28 protein-coding genes and 1 pseudogene are annotated in these 25,292 nt (G+C 64.0%); 9 read left to right on the top strand and 20 right to left on the bottom strand.

From position 1 onward, the window contains the following. The 3 genes from ASC78_RS28230 to ASC78_RS05055 form a co-directional block, all read left to right on the top strand. On the top strand, nt 1-100 hold a 100-nt coding region (locus ASC78_RS28230; RefSeq protein ID WP_162246083.1), incomplete at its 5' end, for a nuclear transport factor 2 family protein. A gap of 51 nt (nt 101-151) precedes the next feature. Then, nucleotides 152-781 carry an NAD(P)H-binding protein gene (locus ASC78_RS05050; RefSeq protein WP_055797329.1) on the top strand — a complete coding sequence of 210 codons (630 nt, stop codon included), beginning with the start codon at nt 152-154 and terminating at the stop codon, nt 779-781. 159 nt (nt 782-940) lie between these two features. Continuing rightward, nucleotides 941-1,519, top strand: a complete 579-nt coding sequence (locus tag ASC78_RS05055; protein ID WP_055797332.1) for a flavin reductase family protein — start codon at nt 941-943, stop codon at nt 1,517-1,519. On the opposite strand, the gene ASC78_RS05060 is transcribed toward ASC78_RS05055, so the two are convergent. The 10 genes and pseudogenes from ASC78_RS05060 to ASC78_RS05105 form a co-directional block, all read right to left on the bottom strand. After that, complete coding sequence (locus ASC78_RS05060; protein WP_055797335.1) at nt 1,506-1,817, bottom strand: hypothetical protein; 312 nt, start codon at nt 1,815-1,817, stop codon at nt 1,506-1,508. The two genes, ASC78_RS05055 and ASC78_RS05060, sit on opposite strands and share 14 nt — an antisense overlap. Before the next feature lie 27 nt (nt 1,818-1,844). Further along, on the bottom strand, nt 1,845-2,864 hold the full coding sequence (locus ASC78_RS05065) for an alpha/beta hydrolase (protein WP_055797337.1): 1,020 nt from the start codon (nt 2,862-2,864) through the stop codon (nt 1,845-1,847). 49 nt (nt 2,865-2,913) lie between these two features. After that, on the bottom strand, nt 2,914-3,163 hold a 250-nt coding region (locus ASC78_RS28340), incomplete at its 5' end, for a nuclear transport factor 2 family protein (protein ID WP_162246088.1). Between the two features lies 1 nt (nt 3,164). Beyond that, nucleotides 3,165-3,547: pseudogene (locus ASC78_RS05075) on the bottom strand (nuclear transport factor 2 family protein); the annotation flags it as partial. Nucleotides 3,548-3,873: 326 nt separating this feature from the next. Beyond that, nucleotides 3,874-5,226, bottom strand: coding sequence for an MFS transporter (locus ASC78_RS05080; protein ID WP_055797343.1), 1,353 nt, complete (start codon nt 5,224-5,226; stop codon nt 3,874-3,876). Between the two features lie 149 nt (nt 5,227-5,375). After that, complete coding sequence (locus tag ASC78_RS05085) at nt 5,376-5,603, bottom strand: acetyl-CoA carboxylase biotin carboxyl carrier protein subunit (protein ID WP_055797346.1); 228 nt, start codon at nt 5,601-5,603, stop codon at nt 5,376-5,378. After that, nucleotides 5,600-6,412, bottom strand: coding sequence for a LamB/YcsF family protein (locus ASC78_RS05090; protein ID WP_055797349.1), 813 nt, complete (start codon nt 6,410-6,412; stop codon nt 5,600-5,602). The genes ASC78_RS05085 and ASC78_RS05090 overlap by 4 nt, the downstream gene beginning before the upstream one ends. After that, a complete protein-coding gene (locus tag ASC78_RS05095; RefSeq protein WP_055797352.1) occupies nt 6,399-7,352 on the bottom strand; it encodes a biotin-dependent carboxyltransferase family protein in 954 nt (317 codons plus the stop codon). The genes ASC78_RS05090 and ASC78_RS05095 overlap by 14 nt, the downstream gene beginning before the upstream one ends. Further along, the gene (pxpB, locus tag ASC78_RS05100) at nt 7,352-8,092 is read right to left on the bottom strand and encodes a 5-oxoprolinase subunit PxpB (protein WP_055797355.1); all 741 of its coding nucleotides are present in this window, start codon (nt 8,090-8,092) and stop codon (nt 7,352-7,354) included. Before pxpB ends, ASC78_RS05095 begins: the two co-directional genes overlap by 1 nt. Next, the gene (locus tag ASC78_RS05105) at nt 8,089-9,498 is read right to left on the bottom strand and encodes an acetyl-CoA carboxylase biotin carboxylase subunit (RefSeq protein ID WP_055797358.1); all 1,410 of its coding nucleotides are present in this window, start codon (nt 9,496-9,498) and stop codon (nt 8,089-8,091) included. The genes pxpB and ASC78_RS05105 overlap by 4 nt, the downstream gene beginning before the upstream one ends. Before the next feature lie 209 nt (nt 9,499-9,707). Here ASC78_RS05105 and ASC78_RS05110 point away from each other — a divergent pair, with 209 nt between their 5' ends. After that, a complete protein-coding gene (locus ASC78_RS05110) occupies nt 9,708-10,646 on the top strand; it encodes a LysR family transcriptional regulator (protein ID WP_055797361.1) in 939 nt (312 codons plus the stop codon). A gap of 60 nt (nt 10,647-10,706) precedes the next feature. Here ASC78_RS05110 and ASC78_RS05115 read toward each other — a convergent pair whose 3' ends face one another. Continuing rightward, on the bottom strand, nt 10,707-11,615 hold the full coding sequence (locus ASC78_RS05115; protein WP_157634382.1) for an amino acid ABC transporter substrate-binding protein: 909 nt from the start codon (nt 11,613-11,615) through the stop codon (nt 10,707-10,709). Between the two features lie 9 nt (nt 11,616-11,624). Continuing rightward, entirely contained in the window at nt 11,625-12,056 is a 432-nt protein-coding gene (locus tag ASC78_RS05120; RefSeq protein ID WP_055797363.1) for a VOC family protein, read from the bottom strand. A 287-nt stretch (nt 12,057-12,343) separates the two neighbouring features. Between ASC78_RS05120 and ASC78_RS05125 the strand changes: the two genes are divergently transcribed. The 4 genes from ASC78_RS05125 (at nt 12,344) to ASC78_RS05140 (ending at nt 16,127) form a co-directional block, all read left to right on the top strand. Further along, nucleotides 12,344-13,222: a LysR family transcriptional regulator gene (locus ASC78_RS05125; RefSeq protein WP_055797367.1), complete on the top strand. Its 879-nt coding sequence runs from the start codon at nt 12,344-12,346 to the stop codon at nt 13,220-13,222. Nucleotides 13,223-13,356: 134 nt separating this feature from the next. Then, the gene (locus ASC78_RS05130) at nt 13,357-14,142 is read left to right on the top strand and encodes an aldolase (RefSeq protein WP_055797843.1); all 786 of its coding nucleotides are present in this window, start codon (nt 13,357-13,359) and stop codon (nt 14,140-14,142) included. Nucleotides 14,143-14,178: 36 nt separating this feature from the next. Beyond that, a complete protein-coding gene (locus tag ASC78_RS05135) occupies nt 14,179-15,522 on the top strand; it encodes an MFS transporter (protein ID WP_055797371.1) in 1,344 nt (447 codons plus the stop codon). A gap of 2 nt (nt 15,523-15,524) precedes the next feature. Then, entirely contained in the window at nt 15,525-16,127 is a 603-nt protein-coding gene (locus ASC78_RS05140; protein ID WP_055797373.1) for a 2-hydroxychromene-2-carboxylate isomerase, read from the top strand. 16 nt (nt 16,128-16,143) lie between these two features. On the opposite strand, the gene ASC78_RS05145 is transcribed toward ASC78_RS05140, so the two are convergent. Continuing rightward, nucleotides 16,144-17,034 (bottom strand): MBL fold metallo-hydrolase, encoded by an 891-nt coding sequence (locus tag ASC78_RS05145; RefSeq protein WP_055797376.1) that lies wholly within the window; start codon nt 17,032-17,034, stop codon nt 16,144-16,146. 110 nt (nt 17,035-17,144) lie between these two features. On the opposite strand from ASC78_RS05145, the gene ASC78_RS05150 reads away from it, so the two are divergent. Then, the gene (locus tag ASC78_RS05150; RefSeq protein WP_055797379.1) at nt 17,145-18,101 is read left to right on the top strand and encodes a LysR family transcriptional regulator; all 957 of its coding nucleotides are present in this window, start codon (nt 17,145-17,147) and stop codon (nt 18,099-18,101) included. Between the two features lie 27 nt (nt 18,102-18,128). Here the strand turns inward: ASC78_RS05150 and ASC78_RS05155 are convergent, their stop codons facing one another. From ASC78_RS05155 to ASC78_RS05185, 7 genes are read right to left on the bottom strand one after another with little or no spacing between them, the layout of a single operon-like run. After that, nucleotides 18,129-19,094, bottom strand: coding sequence for an NAD(P)H-dependent flavin oxidoreductase (locus ASC78_RS05155; protein WP_055797383.1), 966 nt, complete (start codon nt 19,092-19,094; stop codon nt 18,129-18,131). Between the two features lie 5 nt (nt 19,095-19,099). Beyond that, nucleotides 19,100-20,308, bottom strand: coding sequence for an ABC transporter substrate-binding protein (locus tag ASC78_RS05160; RefSeq protein ID WP_055797386.1), 1,209 nt, complete (start codon nt 20,306-20,308; stop codon nt 19,100-19,102). Beyond that, nucleotides 20,305-21,258, bottom strand: coding sequence for a branched-chain amino acid ABC transporter permease (locus tag ASC78_RS05165; RefSeq protein ID WP_055797389.1), 954 nt, complete (start codon nt 21,256-21,258; stop codon nt 20,305-20,307). Before ASC78_RS05165 ends, ASC78_RS05160 begins: the two co-directional genes overlap by 4 nt. Before the next feature lies 1 nt (nt 21,259). Then, nucleotides 21,260-22,129 carry a branched-chain amino acid ABC transporter permease gene (locus ASC78_RS05170; RefSeq protein ID WP_055797392.1) on the bottom strand — a complete coding sequence of 290 codons (870 nt, stop codon included), beginning with the start codon at nt 22,127-22,129 and terminating at the stop codon, nt 21,260-21,262. Further along, nucleotides 22,126-22,851, bottom strand: a complete 726-nt coding sequence (locus tag ASC78_RS05175; protein WP_055797393.1) for an ABC transporter ATP-binding protein — start codon at nt 22,849-22,851, stop codon at nt 22,126-22,128. The genes ASC78_RS05170 and ASC78_RS05175 overlap by 4 nt, the downstream gene beginning before the upstream one ends. Then, on the bottom strand, nt 22,848-23,675 hold the full coding sequence (locus ASC78_RS05180; RefSeq protein WP_055797396.1) for an ABC transporter ATP-binding protein: 828 nt from the start codon (nt 23,673-23,675) through the stop codon (nt 22,848-22,850). The genes ASC78_RS05175 and ASC78_RS05180 overlap by 4 nt, the downstream gene beginning before the upstream one ends. A gap of 10 nt (nt 23,676-23,685) precedes the next feature. Continuing rightward, on the bottom strand, nt 23,686-25,191 hold the full coding sequence (locus tag ASC78_RS05185) for an AMP-binding protein (RefSeq protein WP_055797399.1): 1,506 nt from the start codon (nt 25,189-25,191) through the stop codon (nt 23,686-23,688). Nucleotides 25,192-25,292: the final 101 nt, after the last annotated feature.

The raw sequence follows: 25,292 nt of genomic DNA on the forward strand, positions 1-25,292 counted from the left end.
CGTCTCGGGTTTCTGCTTCACCGATTTCTTCCACCTGCTGAAGGTCGAAGGCAGATGGACTGTGATCAGCAAGATCTTTCACACGCACGTCGCTCCCTAGAGCCTCCTGGCTCGCAAGCTCCTGAGGACCCGCGCGCACCGTGGCACCCATATGAAACTATTGCTGGTCGGCTCTACTGGTCTGGTAGGGCGCCACGTCCTGACACTCGCGCTGGCCGATCCACGCGTGGTAACCGTGGTTGCACCCACCCGACGCGAATTGACGGCGCACTCGAAGCTGCGCAGCCCGCAGGTGGATTTCGATCGTCTGCCGCAGGACGCCGACTGGTGGCAGGCGGATGCGGTGATCTGCGCGCTGGGCACCACCATGCGCACTGCGGGCTCCGAGCAAGCATTCCGCCGCGTGGATTTCGACTACCCATTGGCCGTCGCCCGATTGGTTCGTGCGCATGGCACGCCGACTTATGTGCTGAACTCGGCCATCGGTGCGGATGCCAGCTCGCGCTTCTTCTACAACAGGGTCAAGGGTGAGCTGGAACAAGCGCTGACCGGCCAGGGTTTCGAATCACTGACTTTCGTGCGGCCCGGAGTCATCGGCGGGCACCGGGACGAGTTCCGTCTGGGCGAACGGATGATGATGATGGGAATGACATTGACTGGGCCGCTATTGCCCAAGCGCTGGCGCCTCAACCCGGCCCCGCAGATCGCCAACGCGCTACTCGAGGCGGCCATCCGTCCGAAGAGGGGTGTTCATGTCGTGACCTCGGACCGGATGACTTGATTGGCGCGGCACAACTCCGTTTCCGTTGATAGCGAAGGCACAGTCCAGGCCAAGCCTTTCGTGCAACGGACTGCGAGCTTCAAAACCCGGGATCCCGATCCGCAAGGCAAGCATGTGGCGGCGCGAAATGAATCCCGATCCCTCAACATAGGAGTTCTCATGGATAAACACATTGCTTCGGTACCGCTGGAGAAGGCCTACCGTTTGCTCAACCATGGTCCTACGGTGCTGGCGTCGGCGCGTCACGGTGGTGTGGACAACGTCATGGCGGCGGCCTGGGCCTGCGCGCTGGACTACAAGCCGCCCAAGCTGACCGTCGTGTTGGACAAGAGCGCCAAGACCCGGGAGCTCGTAGAGAAGAGCGGTACCTTCGTTATCCAGGTGCCCACCGTGGCCCAGCTCGACCTTACCTACCAGGTGGGGCATCGCAGCCTTTTCGATGAGCCTGGGAAACTGGCAAAGAGCGGCGTGGAACTTTTCGCGATGGATGACTACGACCTGCCTTTTGTTGCCGGATGCTCAGCCTGGCTGGCCTGCAAGGTCGTGCCCGAGCCGCACAACCAACAGACCTACGACCTGTTCATCGGCGAGATTGTCGGTGCTTGGTCCGATAGACGTGTGTTCAAGGACGGGCATTGGAACTTCGAGACTGCCGATCCGGCCTTGCGCAGCCTGCACTACATCGCTGGCGGCCATTTTTATGCCATTGGCGATCCGCTCGTTGTCATTGACGCCTGACGAGTTTGGCGAGCCCAAGCATCGCTTCGATCTTCAGAATCGAAACCCCCCGTTGCTCGCAAAAGAAGTACGCGCCGAAATCGAAACGCTCATGTATTGCATCCCGCTCGCATCGTGCATCGATTTCCGAACTATGCCGCCAATTGGGTGCGCTCGAGAAATCACTGGGTCTTGCTTCGTTGCGCAGCCTGGTCTCGATCTCGATCAGCTGCTGGGTTGAAGATGCGCTCGACGCTTGCAGCGTCAAAGGCAGGAGCACCGGTGTGTTTTCTGTCATGAAGTCCCGCAGCTTTGCCATGAGCTGAGGGGTTCCTTGCCTTTGAAATTATTTGCCCAGGTTGGCCTTGAGCTCTTGCGACGCCTGCGCCATCGCGCTGCGGGGCGCCGGTAGATGGCTGAACGCGTTCGACAGCCCAAAATCGTGAATCATGCCGTTGTAGCGCACCGACTTCACATGCACGCCCGCGGCGTCGAGCTTGCGGCCGTAAGCTTCGGCTTCATCACGCAGGACATCGAATTCGGCGGTCTGGATCAGCGTCGGCGGCAAGCCCTTGAGCTGCTCGGGCGTCGCCTGCAGGGGCGAAGCGTAGATCTGCTTGCGTTCCTTGGCGTCGGTCGTGTAATTGTTCCAGAACCACACCATCAATTCCTTCGTCAGGAAGTAGCCGTTGGCAAACTCCTTGTACGACTGCGTGTCGAAGTTTGCGTCTGTCACCGGACACAGCAATACCTGCGAACGCAGTGCAGGTGCACCCTTCTCGTTCGCCATCAAGGCAACCACGGCGGCCAGATTGCCGCCCGCGCTGTTGCCAGCTACGGCGAGGCGCTTGCCATCGACGTTGATCTCCTTGCCATGCTCGGCCACCCATTTGGTCGCAGCATAGGCTTGCTCGATGGCGACGCCGAATCCCGCCTCAGGCGACAGGGTGTAGTTGACGAAGACCGCCACCGCGCCCGAGCCTGCCACCAGGTCACGCACCAACCGTTCGTGGGTCGGGAAGTCGCCCAGCACCCAGCCGCCGCCATGGAAGTACATGAACGCAGGCAGGGTCTTCTGTTTGCTGCCTGCCGGACGCACGATGGTGAGCTTCAGATCGCGGCCATTGATGCGGATCGTCTTCTCGCTGACGTCAGCCACCGGCAAGGCCACCTTGGGGTCAGCCTGCGCGCCCACCAACGCGGCGCGGGCATCGGTCGGCGTCATGGTGTCGAGCGTCTTGCCGCCTTCAAGGGATTGCAAGAATCTTGCCGTGTTGTGTTCGACGCCGGGCAGGTTAGCTGCCAAGGCATTACCAAGCGACAGGGCCAGGACGGGAAGGGCGAGAGCGGAGGTGAGGGTTTTCATGTTGTTTTCTTTTTAGTGAGTGAGTGCGAAGCAGAATCCGGAGACGTCGTTAGGGAGCGACGTGCGTGTGAAAGATCTTGCTGATCACAGTCCATCTGCCTTCGACCTTCAGCAGGTGGAAGAAATCGGTGAAGCAGAAACCCGAGACGTCGTTGGTGTCGATGCGGGCGCTGGCGGCGGTGCCGACGATCTCGATGCGCACAATGGCACTTTGAGCTTCAGGCGACGGACGGAAATCCTTGTCGATACCGTCAAACAGGTTGTGGATGGCTCCGCCTGAGAGCTTGCCGTCGGCGCCCNTAGGGAGCGACGTGCGTGTGAAAGATCTTGCTGATCACAGTCCATCTGCCTTCGACCTTCAGCAGGTGGAAGAAATCGGTGAAGCAGAAACCCGAGACGTCGTTGGTGTCGATGCGGGCGCTGGCGGCGGTGCCGACGATCTCGATGCGGACAATGGCACTTTGAGCTTCAGGCGACGGACGGAAATCCTTGTCGATACCGTCAAACAGGTTGTGGATGGCTCCGCCTGAGAGCTTGCCGTCGGCGCCCACGCTGAACATGGTTGCCTGGTCGCTGAAGGCGGGCTTCATGATGCTGCTCTTGGCCTGCTTGCAGCCATCGTTGTACTTGTTCAGCACTTCGACAATGGCCTTGTACTCGGGGACGTAGGTAGGTTTGTTCATGGTTTCACTTCCGGTCGAGGTTGGGGAATTTATGGATATAGGCACAGCCGCAACCCGGCTCAGGCGCCGCTCATTTCTGCAACGCGCTCTTCGACAAAAGCCCTGGGGCCCAGCCGCTGAAGTCTGCTTTCACGGCTGTTGAGCCACCAGCCAGCCTGNCAGGCGCCGCTCATTTCTGCAACGCGCTCTTCGACAAAAGCCCTGGGGCCCAGCCGCTGAAGTCTGCTTTCACGGCTGTTGAGCCACCAGCCAGCCTGGACGTTCCAGTCGGCGTAGGGACTCTGCGGGTCGGCCAGAGCTTGAGCCTTGCAGTCGCCGCTGCGCTCCTACGCGAGCCGATCCTTTGCAGTTTCCCGCACGGTCAACAATGCAAGCAAGCTGAAGATCGCCGCAGCTATCAGCAGTATTGCGGGGGATTTCAAGTTGCCGGTGGAGGCAATCAGGCTTGTGGCCACATACGGCGTCACGCCTCCTCCGAGGATCGCGCCGATGTTGAAGCTGAATGCCATTCCGGTGTAACGAATGCGCGTTGGAAATTGCTCGGCATAGGTGGGATAACCGACCGATTGCACGATGGGAAGAGGCAACGCAATGATGAACATGGCCAGCGCCGCCAAGCCGATGCTTTGCTGATCCATGAGAATCATCATGGGCCACACGAGAAGCATGTACCCCAGAAAGCCAATGCCAAGAACGCGACGACGCCCCCATCGGTCCGAGAGGCCGCCCCAGAACGGCATGAGCATGGCCATGGTCACGCCAACCGCGGCCATGATCCAGTAGACGGTCGTCTTGTCGTACTTGAGGTAGGTGGTGAGATAGATGTTCATGAACACCAGGCCCACCCAGTACCCGACGTTCTGGCCGAACGCCAACGCGGTCACTTTCAGCACCTTGGACGTATGCTGCGTCAGAACCTCGCGCAGAGGTGCCTTGGTCGGTTCGTTGTGCGCCTGAAATTCCTGGAATGCCGCAGATTCCTCGACCCGGCGCCGGACGGCGGTCGACACGATCACCATGGGTATCGCAAGCAGAAACGGAATTCTCCAACCCCATTGCTGCATCTGGTCGGTGGTCAACAGGGCAGAAGTCAATCCGCAAGCAGAGGCCGCCAGTGCGCCCCCCACTGCGACGCCCACCGGCGTAAATGCGCCATAGAAGCCCCGCTTTCCAGGAGGCGCCGACTCGGCCACGTACGCAGCCGCGCCTGTGACTTCGCCCCCAGCGAAGAAGCCCTGCACCAACCGTATTGCCAGCAGCAGGATAGGCGCGGCGATACCGGCGGTCGAGGCCACAGGCAAGAGACCGATGGCCGCGGTGGCAATGCCCATGCCGATCACCGTGACGAGCAAGATCCCGCGCCGGCCGATCCGGTCACCCAATCGACCCAGAACAATGCCGCCGATGGGGCGCATCAGAAACGCGCTTCCGAATACGGCAAGAATGGCCAGAAGCGATGCGGTCGCATCGGTACTCGGAAAAAACAAGGGACCGATGGTAGCGGCCATGTAGCCGTAGACACCGAATTCGTAGTACTCGATGGCTGTTCCCACGGACGCGGCAAGGGCAGCCTTGCGCGCAGTCGCTCGAGCAAGAGGGTTGGCCGCATCGTTGGAGAACGAATGCGTCGGTCGTGCGCCCGGCGCATCGGTCAAGTCCAACGTTTGGGAAGTGTTCATTTTGTCTCCGGCATGTGGGAAGGAATCAAATAGCCTCCAAGAAGGCCGCGGCTCGACCCGGACGATGCGTCGTCCGTTTCGAATTGGGGTCAAGAGAACCAGGTGTTGCTAGCGGCGCAATGGGATAGAGCGCGCCGCCGCGGACAGCGTCAACTGAGGACGAAGCGCGCGAGGACGGCATCTTCTTCAAGCAATGCCCCCTCCTCGAAGAAGAATTCGGCGATGAATCCGGCTGCGGGCGCTTGCAGCGGAATCTCCATCTTCATGGACTCCATGATTGCGATGTCGTCCCCGGCAGACATGAGTGCGTCCGGCGCTGCAACGATTTTCAGAAGCGTGCCTGCGGTGTCTGTGCGAATCTCGATTTCTTGGCTCATGCGTGGGCTCCAGGGGTGAGGGGGGAAATCGGCCGAAGGGCGATGGAGCGTTGGCTCACAGGGCGAATGGAAACCCCCTCCGCTTCAAGTGCCTGGCGGATTGCGCGCGCGAAATTCGCCGCACCGGGTTGGTCGCCATGAATGCACAGCGTGTCCGGCTGGACGTGCACGTCCACGCCGTTGGTCGACCTCACCACGCCGGAGCGAACCATGCGCAAGACTTGCGCCACGGATTGCTCGATGTCGGTGATCATCGCTCTCGGGTGCGAGCGCGGCGTCAAGGTGCCATCGTCCTGGTAGCTCCGGTCCGCAAATACTTCTTCAGCTACGACGAGTCCCGCCTCTCGAGCGCTGCGTACAAGTTCTGACCCTGCAAGGCCGTAGAAAACCAGTTGCGGATCGACGGCGAACACTGCGTCGGCAATGGCGCGTGCCATCACTGGATCGCGTGCTGCCATGTTGTAGAGCGCGCCGTGTGTTTTGACGTGCGCCAAGCGGGTTCCTGCTGCCTTGCAGAAGGCTTGCAGGGCGCCGATCTGGTAGACCATCAGGTGGTTCAACTCATCCGGCCCGAGTTGCATCGGCCGGCGCCCGAATCCCTGAAGATCGGCGAACCCGGGATGTGCGCCGATCGAGACGCCACGGGCTATCGCGAGCCCGATGGTTGCGGCGATCGTCTGCGGGTCTCCGGCGTGCATGCCGCAGGCCACGTTGGCGGAGGTCACGTGGTCCAGCACAGCCGCGTCATCGCCAAGCCGGTAGACCCCGAAGTTCTCGCCCACGTCGCTGTTGAAATCAATGGACGCCATGGCCTGCCTCCATCGCCCGGAAGATCTCGCCCTGCGCCACTGAGAGCTGTTGTGCTTCGTCCAGCGAAATCCATTCGAAGCGCACCGTCTCGCCGGCCATGAGTTGCGCGAGGCTGGGAAGGTCCACTGTCGCGACATTCGCGATGCGAGGGTATCCGCCCGTGGTCTGGCGATCGGCCAACAGAACGATAGGAAATCCGTCCGGCGGGACCTGAATGGCCCCGAAGCTCACGGCCTCGGACTGCAACTCCAGGGGCTGCAACAAGCGCAAGGGTTCGCATTCCAGCCGGTAGCCCATGCGATCAGAGCGTGGACTGACACGGAAGGTCTGAGCGGTCATCGCACGGTGGGCCTGGGGCGCGAACGCTTCCCGCTCCCTGCCTGGAACGATCCGAAGCGGCGCCCCAGGTGGACGTTGCACCTCTTCCGGGAACACGAAGCCGCTTGCGTCGAGCGACGAAGTTCGCGCGGGCACGTCGCGAAGCGCGATGCGATCGCCCTTTTGAAGCGGACCGCCTTGCGCGCCGCCAAAGCCACCGCGAACGTACGTGCTCGTGCTGCCCATGACCTGCTGGAGTGCGTAGCCGCCAGCGACCGCGATGTATGCGCGCAATCCGCTTGCCCGTTTGCCGAAGGAGAGCAGGTCGCCCGCGGCCACGGCGACCGGAGTGCCGAGCGGCAGTGCCCTTCCATTCACCGTGGCACCCAGGTCCGCACCGCATATGGCAATCACGGCAGGCACCTCGAACTTCAGTGTGGGGCCAATCAGCGTGACTTCCAGGGTGGCCTGAGAGGGCGCATTTCCCACCAGCATGCATGCCAGCCGGTGCGAGCGTTCATCCATGACGCCAGAGACTGGAATGCCATGGTGCTGGTGGCCGAAGCGGCCCAGGTCTTGAAAGGTCGACAGGGCACCGGGCTTGAGGACTTCGATCGTCATCACTTCCCCCTCATGGCTTCAAACTCGCCCGCCGAGATGGGCACGAAACGGACGCCGTCGCCTGCCTCCAGCAAGCACACCGGATCGCGAGTCAACTCGAAAAGCATCAGCGGGGTTCGGCCGATCAGGTTCCATCCGCCGGGGAGGATGAAGGGGTAGATCACGCTCTGGCGATTCGCCAGCCCGATGGAGCCAACCGGCACGGCTGTTCGGGGCTGCGCGCGCCTCGGCGGTGCCAATCGTTCGTCGAAGGTGCCGATGTAGGGGTGGCCGGGCGCAAAGCCGATCATCTGAACCTCGACGTCTATGCCTGCATGCAGATCGATCAATGCCCGAGGCGACAAACCACATGCGTCGGCCACCGACTCAAGATCGGGGCCGTGGTCGCCGCCGTAGCAGACGGGAATTTCGACGCGGCGTGTGGAAACGGAACTGCCGGTTCTAAAACCCTGAAGCACGGTCAGGACCTGGCGTGCCGCCGCTTCGTAGGGCGTTTCCCTGGTCGTCGCCAGACGCTGGATCGACTCTGGCCGGTAGTGAATTCCAACGGTCGTCATTGCGGAAACGATGTCCGTCACTCCCGGGATGTTGGCTTCGCGCAATGCGGCTGCAGTGGCTGCCGGCCACCGCCTGCCGGCACTGCGAGCATCCGATCGGATCTCCACCACAAGACAGCTGTCGCCGGAAGGCGCCGTTCGCCACTGCACCTGTCGATCGGCGAGTGCTTCGAGGTCGGTCATGACGTGCCTTTCGGCGAGCCTGCGTCGCTCGCAAGCTCACTCAGGTTGGCCAACAGTGCTTGCTTCTCGCGATCAACGAAATTCGTGTCAACCGCACCGGCCTGGAAGGCGGGATGACGGATGACTTGCTGCAGAAAGGCCGTGTTCTGGCGTATGCCTGCAATCTCGATGGATCGCAGTGCCGCATCCATGCGTTGCAGTGCTTCAGCACGAGTTGATGCCGAGGCGATGAGCTTTGCGATCATCGGGTCGTAGAACGGACTGATCGAATCTCCCTGCCGGACCCCGGTATCCACTCGCAGGCCATCGATTCCTGAGGGCAGGACAAATCGCTCAAGCAGACCTGGCGATGGAAGAAAGTTCTTCAATGGATTCTCGGCATACACCCGACACTCGATCGCGGCGCCTTGACGGCGAATTGCAGCTTGTGGAGTGCGGTCCAGGGTTCCGGCAGCCAGCAAAATCTGATCGCGCACAAGGTCCCGGCCGGTAATCGCTTCGGTGACGCCGTGCTCGACCTGGATGCGGGTGTTCATCTCAAGGAAGTAGAAGGCCTGGCTGTCCGCGTCCAGGATGAACTCGACAGTTCCGGCTCCGCGGTAACACTGACCCGCCGTCAGCGAGACGGCGCAGGCGAGCATTTGCTCGAGCACGGTGGGCGCCAACCCTGGTGCGGGGCTCTCTTCCACGATCTTCTGAAACCGTCGCTGTACGGAGCAATCGCGCTCGAAGAGATGGATCGCGGTGCCGTCGCCGTAGCCGAAAACCTGCACCTCGATATGCCGAGCACGTGGCACGAAGCGCTCCAGAAACACCGAGGCGTCGTTGAACGCCTTCAATGCCTGCGACTGGGTTGACGCAACGGCCGACGCCAAGGCGGCGGGCGCGTCCACTCGCTTCATGCCAATGCCTCCACCGCCGCCCGCCGCCTTGACCAGCAAGGGGTAGCCAACGCGCGCAGCCTCAAGCTCTAGCTGTTCCTCATGCTCGCCAGGAAGAAACGCGCGGCTGCCCGGTAGAACCGGAACACCGCACTCGTGGGCGATGCTTCGCGCACGGTGTTTGTCACCCATTTCTTCAATGGATTGCGGTGTCGGGCCGATCCATCTGATCCCATGCTGCTCCGCAGCCCTTGCAAAGGCGGTGTTCTCGGAGAGAAAGCCATAGCCCGGATGCACTCCTTGGGCCTCGTGCTGCAGGCCGGCCTGCAGAACCGCATCGACGTTCAGGTAGCTTTCGCTCGCAGGAGCCGGTCCGACGCGAACGGCGAAGTCGGCCATCTCACAGTGCAGGGCACCTGCATCAGCATCTGAATAGACCGCGATGGTTTCGATGTTCAGATCGCGCGCCGCCCGGATGATGCGGCAGGCAATCTCGCCTCGATTGGCGATCAGGATTCTCTTCATTCTCTGGCTCCTGTTCCGGTGATTCGGGCCGAGGTTTCCTCATGCCCTGATCGCATTTCTTCGTGGTGTTCCCTGTCGATGCCGCGAAGTTTATGAACGCGGAGTGTCAAAGAAAAGCAATATAAATTCGCGCTTAGCATCAATAATGTCGATGAATCGTGCATCGATCGTTGATTGACCTGCTGATCGATTTTTGAGATGCTCGGCGCGTGATCAGTGAACTGAGGACCTTCATCGCGGTGTGCAAGCACGGCACCTTCGCCGCTGCGGGAGACCGCATCGGCCTCACGCAGTCCGCTGTGAGCAGCCAGATCAAGCGGCTCGAAGAAGCACTGGGTTTCGAACTGTTCGATCGAACAGGGCGCTCTGCCACCTTGAACGTTGCGGGCCAAACGACCCTGCCGCGCGTGGAAGAGATCTGTGCGCTGTTCGCAAAACTTGGAGAGCTCCCCGAGGACAATGCCACCAGAGGATTGCTGCGGATAGGTTCGATTGCTTCGGCGCAACCCACGTTGCTGGCACGAGCGCTCGAAAAGCTTCGCAAAGCCTTTCCTCTGGTACGCGTCCATGTGTCGCCGGGCGTGTCAATGCGGCTGATGGATGAGCTCGACGCCGGCAAGATCGATGCGGCGGTGATCATTCGCCCCCCGTTCGGCATGCCTCCCGATCTGACCTGGCAAGCGCTGATGCACGAGCCTTATGTGCTTGTCGTACCCAAGGCTGTGCCCCAGACGAGGGACTGGCGCACACTGATCCAGGAGCAACCGTTCCTGCGTTATGACAGGGCGTCGTTCGGCGGGCGAATGGTCGAAGGATTTCTTCGCCGCGAGGGCATCTCGGTCAATGATGCGATCGAGATCGATGAAATCCCGGGATTGATCCACCTTGCTTCCAAGGGGCTGGGGGTTGCGCTTGTCCCGCTGGTCGAGGCGCACCTTCCTCTGCCTTCGGGAGTGCGTGTCGTTTCCCTCGGGGAGTTCACCTTCTACCGGGAGATTGGCCTGCTTCAACGCAAGTCACGGGCCAGTCCCCCGATCGTGGCGCATTTTGCTCAGCATCTGCGCGAAGCAGCTGACGCGCAGCCGAGCAGCTCGCTAGTGCCGAAGCGTCACCGCGCGGGCAAGTCGGGCCGGCCGCGCACGTCGTAGCGAGGACTCTGGAACTCGTTACCGGGCCAAGCTCGCGCCGGATCTTTCCGATGGTTCGCCTCAGCGCGCCTCGTAAGCCTCCAGCGGCTTGTCCGATGGGGCGGCCCAAGCGGCCTTGGTCATCGCGTTTGCCGGCAACCCCACCTTTGAGCCACTCGGGGGGATTGGCTGCATGAACCACTTGTCGTAGATGCGCGAGACTTCGCCGCTCTTGGCGAGTGCCAAAATGCTGTCGTCAACCACCTTCTTGAATGCCGGATCACCCTTGCGGAACATGATGGCAATAGGTTCGACGCTGAGAACCTGATCCAGGAGCTTGTACTTCTCGGGCTCCTTGCTCTTGGAGATCAGCGTCGCGAGGATCTGGCCGTCGGCGACAAATCCCTCAGCGCGGCCGCCTTCAAGAAGCAGGAAGCCTTCGCTGTTGTCCTTGGACAGCACCTCGGAGACGCCAGTCACGCCGTCGCGTCCGAGCTTTCGCAGCGCTTGCACAGACGTACTGCCGGTGGTGGCCGCGACTGTCTTGCCAGTCAGCTGTGCGGAGGATGCGATGCCCGAATTCGTCTTGACAGCGATCCGGATGCCTTCGACATACAAGGTGGGCGCGAATGCGACGTCCTTCTGCCGCGCGGCATTGTTGGTCGTCGTCCCGCACTCGATATCCACCGTGCCGTTCTGAACGAGGGGGATTCGATTTTGCGGTGTCACGAGTTGGTACTTCACATCGATCTTGTCGAGCTGTGCCGCCTTCTTGATGTCGGCGATGACTCGCTCGCAGATCTCCACATGAAAGCCGGTGTACTTTCCGGGGCCCAACGTGAATGACATGGCTCCCGAAGCATCGCGGACGCCCATCGTGATGCCGCCCGTCTCCTTGATCTTTCCTAACGTTTCGGACTGGGCCGAAGCAGATGTACAGGCGATCAGCATGGCAGCCAATGCCACGAATCTCATGTTGCTCTTGATCATCGCGATCTCTCAGCGTGCGAACAGCGAGCTCAGGTCGGCGAAGGATTTCATCTCGATGGCATTGCCCGATGGGTCGAGGAAGAACATCGTTGCCTGCTCGCCGGGCTCTCCCTTGAAGCGGATGTACGGTTCGATAACGAACTTGGTCCCGCGCGCCACCAGCTTGTCGGCCATGAGCTGCCACTGATCCATTGGAACGATTGCGCCGAAATGACGCACCGGCACATCGTGACCGTCGACGGCGCTGCTCTGGCGATGACCGCATTCATCCGGTGCCAGATGGGCCACGATCTGATGGCCGTAAAAATCGAAGTCGACCCATTCCGGCGAACTGCGACCCTCGGGGCAGCCGAGCAGTTCGCCATAGAACGCACGAGCTTCAGAGATATCGCGAACGGGAAACGCCAGATGGAACGGGATGCGAGCACTTGCGGAGGACATGGAGATTTCTCATCGGGAGAGTTGCAGTAGGCGCAACTTTAAGCAGCCCATCTCATGATCGAAAGTGATTTATTTAGTTGCTGAGCAACATGAGAATCGATTGATAAGAATCGCTGCGGATTTGTCGTTGACGGCGTACCGGCCGTCCAGAGGTGCAGGCCGGCGTACGTTCGAACAAAGGACTTGCAGCCCACAGTCGTCGCTGGCGGGCCCGATCCTTGCGTCGTACGATACTGCGTCCGCTCGAATCCCTCAGAGGGCGCTTCCGTTCCAGGCCCAAAGGTCACATGGAAACCTTCGACCGCCAGCTTCGCTATTTTCTGCAGATCGCACAGCTTAAGTCGCTCTCGCGAGCCGCTGAAGATCTGGACCAGACGCAGTCGGGCCTGAGCCGGCAGCTCGCCGCGCTCGAAGCCCACGTGGGCAAGCCGCTGTTCACACGCACCGGACGAGGCGTCGAGTTGACGGAGGCGGGCCGCCAGCTCAAGGAGCAGACCGAAGGCGCATTCCGCAGCATCGACACGGCGCTGGAGACGCTACGGGTCCACGACGGCGTGACGCAGGGCACGGTGCGGCTTGCCGTGATCCACACTCTGAGCTACTACTTCATGGGCGAGGTTGTGGCCCGCTTTGTCAGCCAGCACGAAAGCGTCAACCTCTCGCTGCTGGCTCGCAGCTCTCCCGAGGTGGTGGAGTTCGTGGAAAGCGGCAAGGCGGATGTCGGCTTCGTCTACGACTCGGCGGTTGCATCGGCCGGCCTGGTCTCGCGGCCGCTGTTCGACGACGAGATGTGCCTGCTGGTGCCGGAGGCCAGCGACATCGGCGATCGAATCGACCTGACCGTGCATCTGCCGAAGCTTGTCGCATTTCCTTCCCACTACATGCTGCGGCGCATGGTGCACAGCAGTGGGCTCGTTCCCCAGATCGTGGCCGAGGCCGAAACGGTCGACGCCATGCTCGAGATCGTGTCTTCAGGTGTCGGGTGCTGCATCCTGCCGTGCCGGATTCCCGACAAGCTGCTGATCGACCACCGCCTGCGCAAGGTCGCCATCACGCGGCCGGCGCTGCGCCGGCGGGTCGTCGTCATCGTCAAGGCAGGACGCGTGCTGCCGCCGATCGTCGAGCACCTGGTCGACGCCGCCATCGCCATCGCCGCCTCTTCCTGAGCCCCGCCGCCGCATAGGTGCTATGCGGTCTGCTGCATGGCTCGCGAAGACCCCTGTCCCGATACTTCCCACGGCAGCGGACGTGCGTGGGGTGCTCATGCAGCCGCAAACCCAAACCACGGACGGCATGCATGATGAGAGACGACCTGCGAACCAAGGAATATTTCGACGAGCGCGCGACGCGCGAGATGGCGCAGCACCTGAAGGACACGCCGCGCGACATGCGGGATACGCTGGCCCTTGCCTGCCGAATCCTTGCGATGACGGGGCAGGAGGCCGGCCTCGCCGGCCAGATCAGCGCCCGCTCGGAGCGCCCAGGCGCCTACTGGACCCTGCGTTTCGGCCTCGGCTTCGACGAGGCCACGCCAGGCGACTTCATCGAAGTCGACCAGGACCTGAACACCTTGAGCGGCGCGGGCATGGCCAATCCGGCGACCCGATTCCACCTGTGGGTGTACCGTGCCCGACCCGACGTGCAGTCGATGATCCACACCCATTCGCCGTGGGCTTCGGCGTTGGCGGCGGCGCGCCAGCCGCTCGTCATCGCGCAAATGGACATGACGCCGCTTCACGAAGACTGCGCGTTCCTTGCCGACTGGCCGGGCGTGCCTATTGCCGACCAGGAAGGCGTGCTCATCTCCGAAGCGCTCGGCAGCAGGCGGGCGATCGTGCTCGCTCATCACGGTTACCTGACGGCCGGCCACACCATCGAAGAGGCGACCTACCTTGCCGTCTACCTGGAGCGCGCGGCATGCATGCAGCTTCGGGCGCAGGCTGCATTCGGGCCGCTCACGCCCGTTGACGACGCATTGGCCAGGGAGGCGCACGACTATCTGCTGAAGCCTTCGATCGTCAACGCGACGTTCAACTACTGGTGCCGCCAGACCACGGCCCTGCGCACAGGCCATGCAACCTCCTGAATCTCACACGCATTCGCAACATTACCTGGTGACACCATGAACACACACACTGACAGCGGTGCAAGCGAGAAAACCGGAGCCAAGCGCCGCTATGTGACGGCCGGCCTCGCAAGCATGATGGGGACCACCATCGAGTGGTATGACTTCTTTCTCTACGGAACGGCCGCCGCATTGATCTTCAACAAGATCTTCTTCCCGGCCTTTGATCCGATCGTCGGCACCATGGCGGCCTTTGCCACCTATTCCGTCGGCTTCTTCGCGCGGCCGCTCGGCGGGATCGTGTTCGGGCACTTCGGCGACAAGGTCGGGCGCAAGTCGATGCTGCTCATCACCCTGATGCTCATGGGCGTGCCCACGATCCTGATCGGCCTGATTCCGTCCTACGAGCAAATTGGCTACTGGGGTGCCGTGCTGCTGGTGTGCATGCGCTTCCTGCAGGGCGTGGCGGTGGGCGGCGAATGGGGTGGTGCGGTGCTGATGGCGGTCGAACACGCGCCCGAAGGCAAGAAGGGTTTCTTCGGGAGCCTGCCGCAAGTCGGCGTGGCACCCGGCCTCATCCTGTCTTCCCTGGCGATGGGCGCGGTTGCCAAGCTGCCGGAAGCAGACATGCTGTCCTGGGGCTGGCGCATTCCGTTCCTGGCCAGCGTCGTGCTGCTCCTCGTGGGTTGGTACATCCGCGCGAAGGTGGCCGAGTCGCCCGATTTTCAGGGCATGGAGCAGGTAGGCAAGAAGGTGCCGGTGCCTGTGGTCGAGGTGCTGAAGAAGTACCCGCGCGAGACGCTGATCGTCGTGGGCGCCCGCTTGGCCGAGGTGACGTGGTTCTACACCACGGTGACGTTCGCGCTCGCGTATTCCACCGGGACCCTCGGCATTGCGCGCAGCACGATGCTCGACGCGACGATCTGGGGCGCCACCGCTGCGCTGGTCACGATGCCCTTCTTCGGGTGGCTGGGCGACAAGATCGGCCAGAAGTGGGTGTTCATGCTTGGCACCGTGGGCATCCTGGCATGCGCACCGCTGTTCTTCTCGTTCCTTCACACACGCGAGGTCTTCTGGATCAACGCCGCGCTGGTGCTTGCCGTGGGCCTGGTGTATGCCTCGCTCTACGGACCGGAAGGCAGCCTTTTCTCAAGCCAGTTTCCCGCGGAAGTCCGCTACACCGGCATCTCGCTGGCGGTGCAGGTCTCCGGCGCCATCGGCGGCGGCCTCGCGCCGATCGTCGCAACCTGGCTGTTGGGCAAGGGCAATGGAGATCCGCAGTACGTGGTCTGGTATCTGAGCGCCCTCGGCGCCGTTGCATGTTTCAGCGCGTGGAAGATGCTCGGAGACGCACGCTTCAAGGTGCTCCTTGCATCGCCGCTTGCGACAAAGGCACCCTGAAGATGCCGCGCACGATCGACTATTACTTCTGGATGAACTCGGACTGGGCCTACCTGGGTGCGGATCGGCTCGAGCAGCTGGCGGCGCGGCGGGGCGCGTCGATCCGCTACATGCCTGTCGATCTTCCCGCCGTGTATGCGCGCACCGGCGGCGTGATCCTGCCGAAGCGCGCGCCCGAGCGGCAGGCCTACCGCGTTGCCGAGCTGAAGCGCTGGTGCAAGCGCCTCGGCATCCATGTCAACGCTACACCCAGCTTCATGTGCCCGGATGCCGGGCTCGCGTCGCGGGTGGTCATTGCGGCCGAGTCGATGGGCGTGCGGGTGGCTGCGCTCTACAAGGCCATCCTGGCGGCCGAGTGGTGCGAGGAACAGGATATTTCCGACGCAACGACACTGCGGGCGATCCTCCTCTCGCAGAGCTTGGACGCCGACGCATTGCTGCGCCTTGCCGAGACGCCCGCCGTCCAGGCCGCCTATGTGCGCAACACCGATGCCGCCGTCGCAGCCGGTGTCTTCGGCTCGCCCTCTTACCTACTCGATGGAGAACTCTTCTGGGGACAGGACCGGTTGGACTTCCTGGAGGAAGCGCTGCAGAGCGAGGGCTGATCCCGGTGGCGCGCACTCACCACTTCATTTCGCCCTTGTTCACCTTGGCGCCGATGTCCAGCGCCACGCCAAGGCCCGCGTCCGGGTAGGCCTGCTTCATGGCGCCGATGAGCGCGGCACTGTTGGCGGCCTTCGGCAGTTCCTGCTCGTAGCGCACCAGGTAGGCCTGGCTCCAGGCGATCTGCGATGCGTCCTGCTTGGCGCCCACGGCGCTGTGGCCGGGGATGACCCGGGTCGGCTGCAGGGCGGCCATGGCGCTGAGCTTGGTGGCCCAGTCCGCGCGCTCCTGCGGCGTTTGCGCGTCGGCCGTCCAGAGATGCAGGCCGGCGTACACGTTCACGCCGCCGGCAATGGCCTTGAGTGACGGAATCCACACGTAGCTGCGATGCGGCTGGTTGTCGTCGAGCCCGCGCACCTCGATCGACTGGCCTTCGAGCGAGATCGTGTTGCCTGCGAGCACCTCGGGCAGCGGCACGCTCTTGGGCGCATTGGCGCCCATGCGCGGGCCCCACACCTGCAGCTTGGTGGCCAGCGTGGCCTGGATCTTCTTCAGCGTGGGCGCGGTGGTCACCACCTTGGCGTCGGGGAAGTACTGCCTGAGCACCTCGATGCCGAAGTAGTAGTCCGGGTCGGCCTGGGTGATGAAGATGGTCTTGAGCGTCTTCTTGCTGTCGAGCACCATGGCCGCGATGCGCAGCGCATCGGCGCGCGTGAAGCCGGTGTCCAACAGCACGGCGTCGGTCTGCCCGGCGACCAGCACCGAGTTGACGTGGAAGCTGTTGGCGTCGGCGTTGTAAACCTGGAGCGTCAGGGGAGGGGCGGACTGCGCGGATGCATCGGTGGCGACGATGCCGAGCGACATGGCGGCCGGCAGCAGGGCAAGGGAAAAGAACTTGATCGTTTTCATGAGGGACTCCATCGAAGCTGAGGGTTGCGGATGGGCTCATCGTATTGATTCGGTTCTCGAGGATAAACTTCGGTTTGCTCAATTGATTGTCAACTGGATCGAATCAATCCATGGACCACCTCGGCGCCATCCGCACCTTCATCGAGATCGCCGACCAGGGCAGCCTCACCCGCGCGGCCGAGGTGCTCGACCTCTCGCGCGCCATGGTCAGCCGCCATCTCGAAGGCCTGGAGCAATGGCTCGGCGCGCGGCTCCTGCATCGCACGACCCGCCGCGTGAGCCTGAGCGATGCGGGGCAGGAGGCGCTGCCCCGCCTGCGCCAGATGCTCGAGTTGGCCTCGGACGTGCAGGCCGTCACTGGCGCGCGCCGAACGGAGCCCGCGGGCAAGCTGCGGCTCACCACCAGCCTGTCGTTCGCGGTCTCGAATCTCACGCGCGCGATCGTCGAGTTCCAAAGCCGCTATCCGCGCATCGAGGTCGAACTGCTCACGGTGGATCGCACGATCGACCTCGTCGATGAACGCATCGACCTGGCCATCCGCATTTCTAATCGACTGGACGACGGCGTGGTGGCGCGCCAGATCGGCACCTGTCGCTCGGTGCTGTGCGCATCGCCCGCCTACCTGGAGCAGCGCGGCGTGCCCCAGTGGCCAGAGGACCTTGGGGCTCACGAATGCATCACGCACGCCTTCGGCAGTCGAGCCGAGTACCGGCTGCGCAAGGGTGGACGCTTGGTCAACATTGCCGTGAGGGGCAGCCTTTCAAGCAATGAGACGGCGGTGCTGCGCGAGGCCGCGCTGGCGGGCGCTGGCATTGCGATGCTGCCCACTTACTTTGTTGAAGACGAACTCGCGCGCGGCGCGCTCGTGCGACTGCTGCCGGACCACGAGCCCGAGGTGCTGGGCCTCCATGCCGTGATCCTGTCGCGCCAGCACCAGCCGCGGCCGCTCAAGCTGCTGATCGACTTCTTGGCCGAGCGCTTTGGCGGGGACTTGGCGCCCTGGGACCGGAAGCCACCGCCGCCGTCGCGTCGCAAGACGCGCATCGATACCAAGCGCAGGCCCTGAAAGGCACATCGCGGCAAGCGTCCCGCATCAGGCAGCCAGCGCCGTTTCGCCGAGGCGACGCAGCGCCGCAGCGTATTCGCGGCGGAGGCGGTCGACCAGCGCGCCGGCCGGCATCACCTCGGTCACCGCCGCGATGCCTTGGCCGCAGCCCCAGATGTCTTTCCAGGGCTTCTTGCGGTCGCTTCCGAAATTCATCATGCGCGCTTCGCCGTGCGGCAGCGCGTCGGGGTCGAGCCCAGCCGCCGCGATGGAGCCGCGCAGGTAGTTGCCGTGCACGCCCGTGAACAGGTTGGAGTAGACGATGTCGCGGCTGCTGCTTTCGACGATCATCTTCTTGTAGGCAGCGTCGGCGTGTGCTTCCTCGGTGGCGATGAAGGCGGAGCCGATGTAGCCGAAGTCGGCGCCGGCCGCCAGCGCGGCGAGCAGCGCGTCGCCGGTGGCGATGGCACCGCTCAGGGCGAGCGGTCCGCGGAACCAGCGCCGAATCTCGTGCACCAGCGCGAAGGGGCTGACGGTGCCGGCATGGCCGCCGGCACCCGCGGCCACGGCCACCAGGCCATCGGCACCTTTCTCCACCGCCTTGCGCGCGAAGACGTCGTCGATCACGTCGTGGAGCACGACGCCGCCCCAGGCGTGCACGGCGTCGTTGATCTCGGGCCGCGCGCCCAGCGAGGTGATCACGATCGGCACCTTGTAGCGCTCGCAGGCCGCCATGTCCTGCTCTAGCCGGTCGTTGCTCCGGTGCACGATCTGGTTGATGGCAAACGGCGCCGCAGGGGCTTCGGGATGGTGTCTGTCGTGCGCAGCGAGTTCCTCGGTGATTTCGGCCAGCCAGTCGGTGAAGAGGCTGGCGGGCCGGGCGTTGAGCGCCGGCATCGAGCCGACGATGCCGGCCTTGCACTGGGCGATGACGAGTTTCGGCGTGCTGATGATGAACAGTGGTGCGGCCACGACGGGGAGCCGCAGCGTGCGGAATACAGGATGCATGGACATGGCGTTCAGAAGATGGAAACGAATTCGCCGAGGCGGTTCCAGCGCTTGCCGTCGAACACGACCGGCTGGAGAGACTTGATGAGCCGGTAGTCGTCGGGGCTGCTGCTCACCACCACGCCGGGCAGGAACATGGGAAGCTGCACGGCCTTGATCGATGCGGCTTGCCTCAGCACGTTCTCGCGGGTGAGGTTGTCGCCCGAGGCACGCAGGATGTCGACCATGAGCCGCGCGCTGGAGTACGCGTACACATGGGAGCCCAGGCGCAGGTCGGCTTCGGGCCGATATTTCTTCATGAAGGCCAGCCACTCGCGGAACGCCGCATCGTTCTCCCACTGCGTGTCGTTGGGGTCCTTGGAATACGCGGTGGAGATCACGCCAACGGCCTTCTCCGGCCCGGCCGGGTTGAACACGGCGCCGATCAGCGCGGCGCCCTGGGCCAGGTAGTGCGTCGGCTTCCAGCCGGTGTCATGGACCCGGCGCAGCGTCTGGATCGCCGCCTTCGCGGTGCTGAAGCTCACGAGCACGTCCGCACCCGCGCCGCGCAACTGCACGATCTGCGAATCCACCGTGGGGTCGCTCACTTCGTACGAAGCTTCCGCCACGATCATCGACTTGGCGCGCGCACCGAGCCCGTCCTTGAAGCCGCGCAGATAGTCGCGCCCGTAGTCGTCGTTCTGATACAGGATGCCGATCTTCGCGTTGGGCTTTTGCTCCAGGATGTGCCGCGCGTAGACGCGCGCTTCGGACGCATAGTCCGGATAGAAGCTCATGCTCCAGGGGTTGCGCTGCGGGTCGTTCCACTTCGAAGCGCCGGTCAGCAGCAGAAGGTGCGGAACCTTCTTGGCGTTCACATAGCGGTGCACCGCGGAATTGGTGGCAGTGCCGAACATCCCGTAGAGCAGCAGCACCTGATCCTGCTCCACCAGGCGCCGCACGCCCTCCACCGTTTTCGGCGGCGAGTACCCGTCGTCCAGGCTGATGAAGTTGAGCTTGCGGCCATTGATGCCGCCTTGGTCGTTGACCATGCGGAAGTAGGCCGCCTGCGTCTTGCCGACCTCGCCATAGATCGAGGCGGCGCCGCTGTACGCCATCGTCTGGCCGATGCGGATTTCGGTGTCGGACGCGCCCGGATCGTATTTCTTCTGCGCGGCAGCGCTGCCGCATGCCAATGCCAGCACTACTGCTGCTGCCAGTCCCAGGGCCAATATCTTCATGGCTTGCTCCTCGCAAGAAAGCGGTTTTTGAGATGACGGATGCCGCCGGCCGCGCCGGTGGGCCAGAGCAGCACCAGCGCGATCAGGATGGCGCCGTAAACGGCCCAGGGCGCGGACTTGGAGACCTGCTCCGCCACGCGCGGCACGAACTGGATGAAGAGTGCGCCGTAGACCGCACCCTGAAGCGACGACAAGCCGCCGACGACGGCGCCGACCAGCAACGTGATCGACAGGAAGATCGAGAAGCTGTCGGGCGCGACGAACTGCACCACGATGGCCGACAGGGCACCGCCAACGCTGGTGCACAGTGCCGACACACCAAATGCAAGCGTCTTGATTCGTGCGTTGTCCACGCCCATGGCCTGGGCCGCAATCGGGTGGTCGCGCACGGCGACGATGTTCAGCCCGACGCTGCCGCGCAGCAGGTTGTGCACGGCGGCGAACAGCGCGGCCGCCACAGCAAGGCAGAAGAAATAGAGCCACTGGTCCGCATCCAGCGGCAGGCCGAACGGCGCCTCCGGCTTCATGAGCACTAGGCCCTGGGAGCCGCCTGTCCAGGTTTCCAGGCCCTTGTACTTCAGCAGTTGCGGCGTCGCCACGCCCAGCGCGAAAGTCGCCAATGCCAGGTAGACGCCATCGAGCTTGAGGGCCGGCCTGCCGAACAGCCAGCCGAGCGTTCCACCCAGCAGCGCGGCGGCCGGCAGTGTCGCCCAGTAGGGCCAACCGGCATGCTCCATCAACACCGCGGCTGTATAGGCGCCCAGCGCGAAGAACGCGCCGTGACCGAGCGAGATCTGACCGTTGAATCCCGTGAGCAGATTCAGGCCGAGCAGGGCCACCGCATAGGTGATCACGAGTGTGGCCTCGAACACCGCATAACTCGGCAGCGAAAACGGCAGGGCGCAGGCGATCGCGACAAGAAGGACGACAGTAAACAGGTGGCGCTGCATGTCAGACCCTCACCACGACGGCTTTGCCGAACAGGCCGCTGGGCCGGGCCACCAGCACCGCGATGATCAGCACCAGGGCGACGGTGAGCTTGAGTTCGGCACCCACCACGTAGGTGCCGACCAGGTTTTCGAGCACGCCGACAATGAACCCGCCGACGACGGCGCCCGGTGCGCTGCCGATGCCGCCGAGCACCGCCGCGGCGAAGGCATACACCAGCACGCCCGACATCATGTGGACGTCAAGAAAAACGACCGGGGCGATCATCATCCCGGCGACCGCACCAATGGCGCCGGCGAGCCCCCAGCCGAGTGCCAGCATGCGATCGACCCGCACGCCGACAAGGCGGCTCGACACCGGGTTCTCCGCGGTCGCGCGCATCTGCAGCCCGAGTGGCGAAAAGCGAAAGAACAGGTACACCACCAGGAGCATGGCGAGCGTCATGCCCACCGCGCCGAGCTGATGGGCGGAGACGAGTCCGCCCGACGCGCCGGCTTGCGGAAACGGGCTGGGAAAAGATCGGATCGCATAGCCGAACAGCCAACCGGAAATGCTGTGCAGGATGACCAGCAGTGCGACGAACACCACCACGATCGACAGCACCGGTGCATGGCGCAGCCGCCGGATCAGAACGGCTTCGATCGCGACGCCCAGGGCGAACGCGATCGCGACCGTGGCGGCAAAGGCCGCCCAGTAGGGCCATCCGGCCTCGATCAGGAGCGACGCGATGAAGGTGCAGAACATCGCCATCTCGCCCTGCGCGAAGTTCACGTGGTGGGTGCTGCGGTACACCATCACCAGCGCCAGTGCCAGGCTGGCGTAGATCCCGCCGGTCGCCAGGCCCGCCGCGAGCTGCGGCAGCAATGTGTTCATGCGATGTCTCCTCCCAGGTAGGCCGCGTGCACGGCCTCGTTGTTGCGCACGGCCGCCGCCGGCCCATGCAGGACGATGCGTCCGGTTTCGAGCAGGTAGGCTGTGTCGGCCAGGTCCAGGGCGAGCCCGGCGTTCTGTTCGACCAGCAGGATCGCGACGCGCTGTTCGTCGCGAACGCGCCGCATGATGCGGAAGATGTCTTGCACCACGTTCGGCGCCAGCCCGAACGACGGTTCATCCATGAGCAGCAGCCGGGGTCGCAGCATCAGGGCGCGCGCGATGGCGAGCATCTGCTGCTCGCCGCCGGACAGCGTGCCCGCCTGCTGGTGGCGACGCTCCTTCAGCCGGGGGAAATACTCGTAGAGGCGCTCCAAGTCCTCGCGCACGCCGGCCTTGTCGGTCCGCGTGCATGCGCCCATGCGCAGGTTTTCCTCCGTGCTGAGACCCGCGAACGTGCCGCGGCCATCCGGAACGTGGGCCACGCCGAGGCGCACGATGTCTTCGGTGGCAAAGCTGTCGATGCGCTGGCCGCCGAACGTGACCCGGCCCTGCCGGCGCACCATGCCGCACAGGGCGCGCAGCATCGTCGTCTTGCCCGCACCGTTGGCACCGAGCAGCGCGGTGACGCCTGCGGCAGGCAGCTGCAGGTCGATGCCGAAGAGCACGCGGCCATTGCCGTAGCCGGCCTCGAGCCCGCGCACGTCGAGCAGGATGTCGCTCATTGCACAACCCTCGGTTCTGCCGACTCGCCCAGATAGGCTTTCACCAGCTCGGGGTCGCGCCGCACTTCGTCGGGTGGGCCCTCGGCGATCTTGCGTCCGAAGTTCAGCGCCACGATGTTGTCCGACAGAGCCATCACGAGTCCCATGTGGTGTTCCACGAGCAGCACCGTCAGCTCGAATCGCCGGCGCAGTGTGCGGATCAGGACGGCGAGCTCGTCGACCTCCTGGTGGTTGAGGCCGCACGCCGGTTCGTCCAGCAGCAGCAGGCGCGGCGACGAGGCCAGCGCACGCGCGAGCTCCACGCGCTTCTGCGTGCCGAAAGGCAATTCGCTGGCGGGCACGTCGGCCACCTTGCCCAGCTGCAGCAGCTCGATCAGCTCGTCGACGCGCGCTGCCTGCGCCAGCTCTTCGCGGGCGACCGCGGGCAGGCGCAGCGCATGCGCAAGCCAGCCGATGCCGCGGCGGCAGGTGGTGCCAACCGCGATGTTCTGCCGCACCGTCAACGTCCTGAACAGCGCAAGGTTCTGGAACGTGCGCCCGATGCCCAGGGCCGCCATCCGGTGCTGCGGCAATGCACCGAGCGCTTGTCCCGCGAAACGGATCTCGCCCGTATGGTTCGCGTACAGGCGCGACAGGCAGTTGAACAAGGTGGTCTTGCCCGCCCCGTTGGGTCCGATCAGCCCGCAGATCTCGCCGCTCGCGACATCGAAGGACACGTGGTCCAGGGCCACCACGCCGCCGAAGCGCACCGTGACGTTCCGCACATCGAGCAAGGGTTTGGGCTGCCGGCGTCCGCCGGAGATGCCGTAGATGCCGTACTTCATCGGTTCGCCTTCATCCGCGGACCTGCGCGCGCAGCACGTTCTTGAGCACCTTGCCGGCGCCTGACAGCGGCAGCTCGGGCACGAAGCTGAAGGCGCGCGGGCACTTGTAGCCGGCCAGCCGTTGGCGGCACCACTCGCGCAGCACTTCGCCCTCGATCGGGGCTGAGCCTTGCCGCAGTACCAATACCGCGTGCACGGCCTCGCCCCAGCGCGTGTCGGGCACGCCGACCACCGCCGCATGCGCCACTGCCGGATGGCCTCGCAGCACGGTCTCGACCTCGCCGCCGTACACGTTCTCGCCACCGCTGATGATCATGTCCTTGAGGCGGTCAACGATGAAGAGATGGCCGCTTTCATCCATGCGGCCGGCGTCGCCCGTGCGCAGCCATCCGTCGCGGAACACGGCTCGCGTCGCCTCCGGCTGGCGCCAGTAGCCGCGCATCACCATGGGCCCGCGCAGCACCACCTCGCCCACGTCCCCGCGCGGCAGCTCGCGGCCTTCTTCGTCCACGACGAGGATCTCGGCGCCCAGGCCGGCGCGGCCGACGGAATGGACCAGCCCGCGCTCGCGAGCTCCTGCGCGGTGGTTGGCCGGCGGGTTCATGCACACGGCGCCCGCGGTCTCCGTCATGCCGTAGGCCTGAAAAAATTCGGCCTGCGGCAACGCATCCAATGCGCGGGCCAGCAGGTCCGGCGGCATCGGCGCCGCGCCAAATGCGACCCGCGTGAGGCCCTGCACCCGCTCACGGCTGAACTCGGGTGCATCGAGCAACGACTGCAGCATCGTCGGTACCGCGACAATGTCGCTCACGGCATGGTGCTCGATCGCGTCCAGCACGCGAGCGGGCTGGAACCGGGCCAGCGTGCTGCAGGTGCCGCCCACGACGATCTGCCCGATCAACCGGCCCAGGCCGGCGACGTGGAACAGCGGCGCGACCAGCAGTGCCACCGAGTCCGGCGAATTCGGCAACTCCGCGCCGCGCGCGACCGAGGCGGCCCAAAAGTTGGCGTGCGACAGCATCACTCCCTTGGCGCGGCCGGTCGTGCCGCCGGTGTAGAGGATGGCGGCGAGCGCGTCGCCGCCCGTGCGCGTATCGGGCAGCCCCTCGCATCCGCGCGCTTGTGCCGCGAAGGCGTCCAGCGTAAGCACCTGGGTCGGGACCTGCGGCACGAGATGCATGAGCGATTCGTCGGCCAGCATCAGCACCGCGGCGCTGTCGGAAAGCGCATCGGCAAGTTCGTGCGCGCCCCAGCGAATGTTGAGCGGGCAGGCGACCGCGCCGAGCCACCAGCAGGCCAGGAGCGCCTGGACAAGCCGGTCATCGTTGGGCCCGAGCAAGGCGACGCGGTCACCCGCGCCCACGCCACGTGCGGCCAGCGCGGCCGCCTGCCGCGCCGTGCTTTGCAGCAGCTCGGCGAAGCTCAGGCGCCGCGGAGCGCCGTCGCCGAGATGGACCAATGCGTCCTTGCCGGGGTGGCGCTGGAGCGAGCGGTGCAATCCTTGGGTGAGGTACATGGGGGTCGGGTTTCAGAAGATGCCTGCAGCTTCGCGCCGAACCGCACGTACGAATATCGGAAAGGTGCAGGCCGGAGGATTGCGTGCAGGAACTGCGGTTT

The sequence above is a fragment of the Variovorax sp. Root318D1 genome (genome assembly GCF_001424835.1).
In the GTDB taxonomy this organism is placed as follows: domain Bacteria; phylum Pseudomonadota; class Gammaproteobacteria; order Burkholderiales; family Burkholderiaceae_C; genus Variovorax.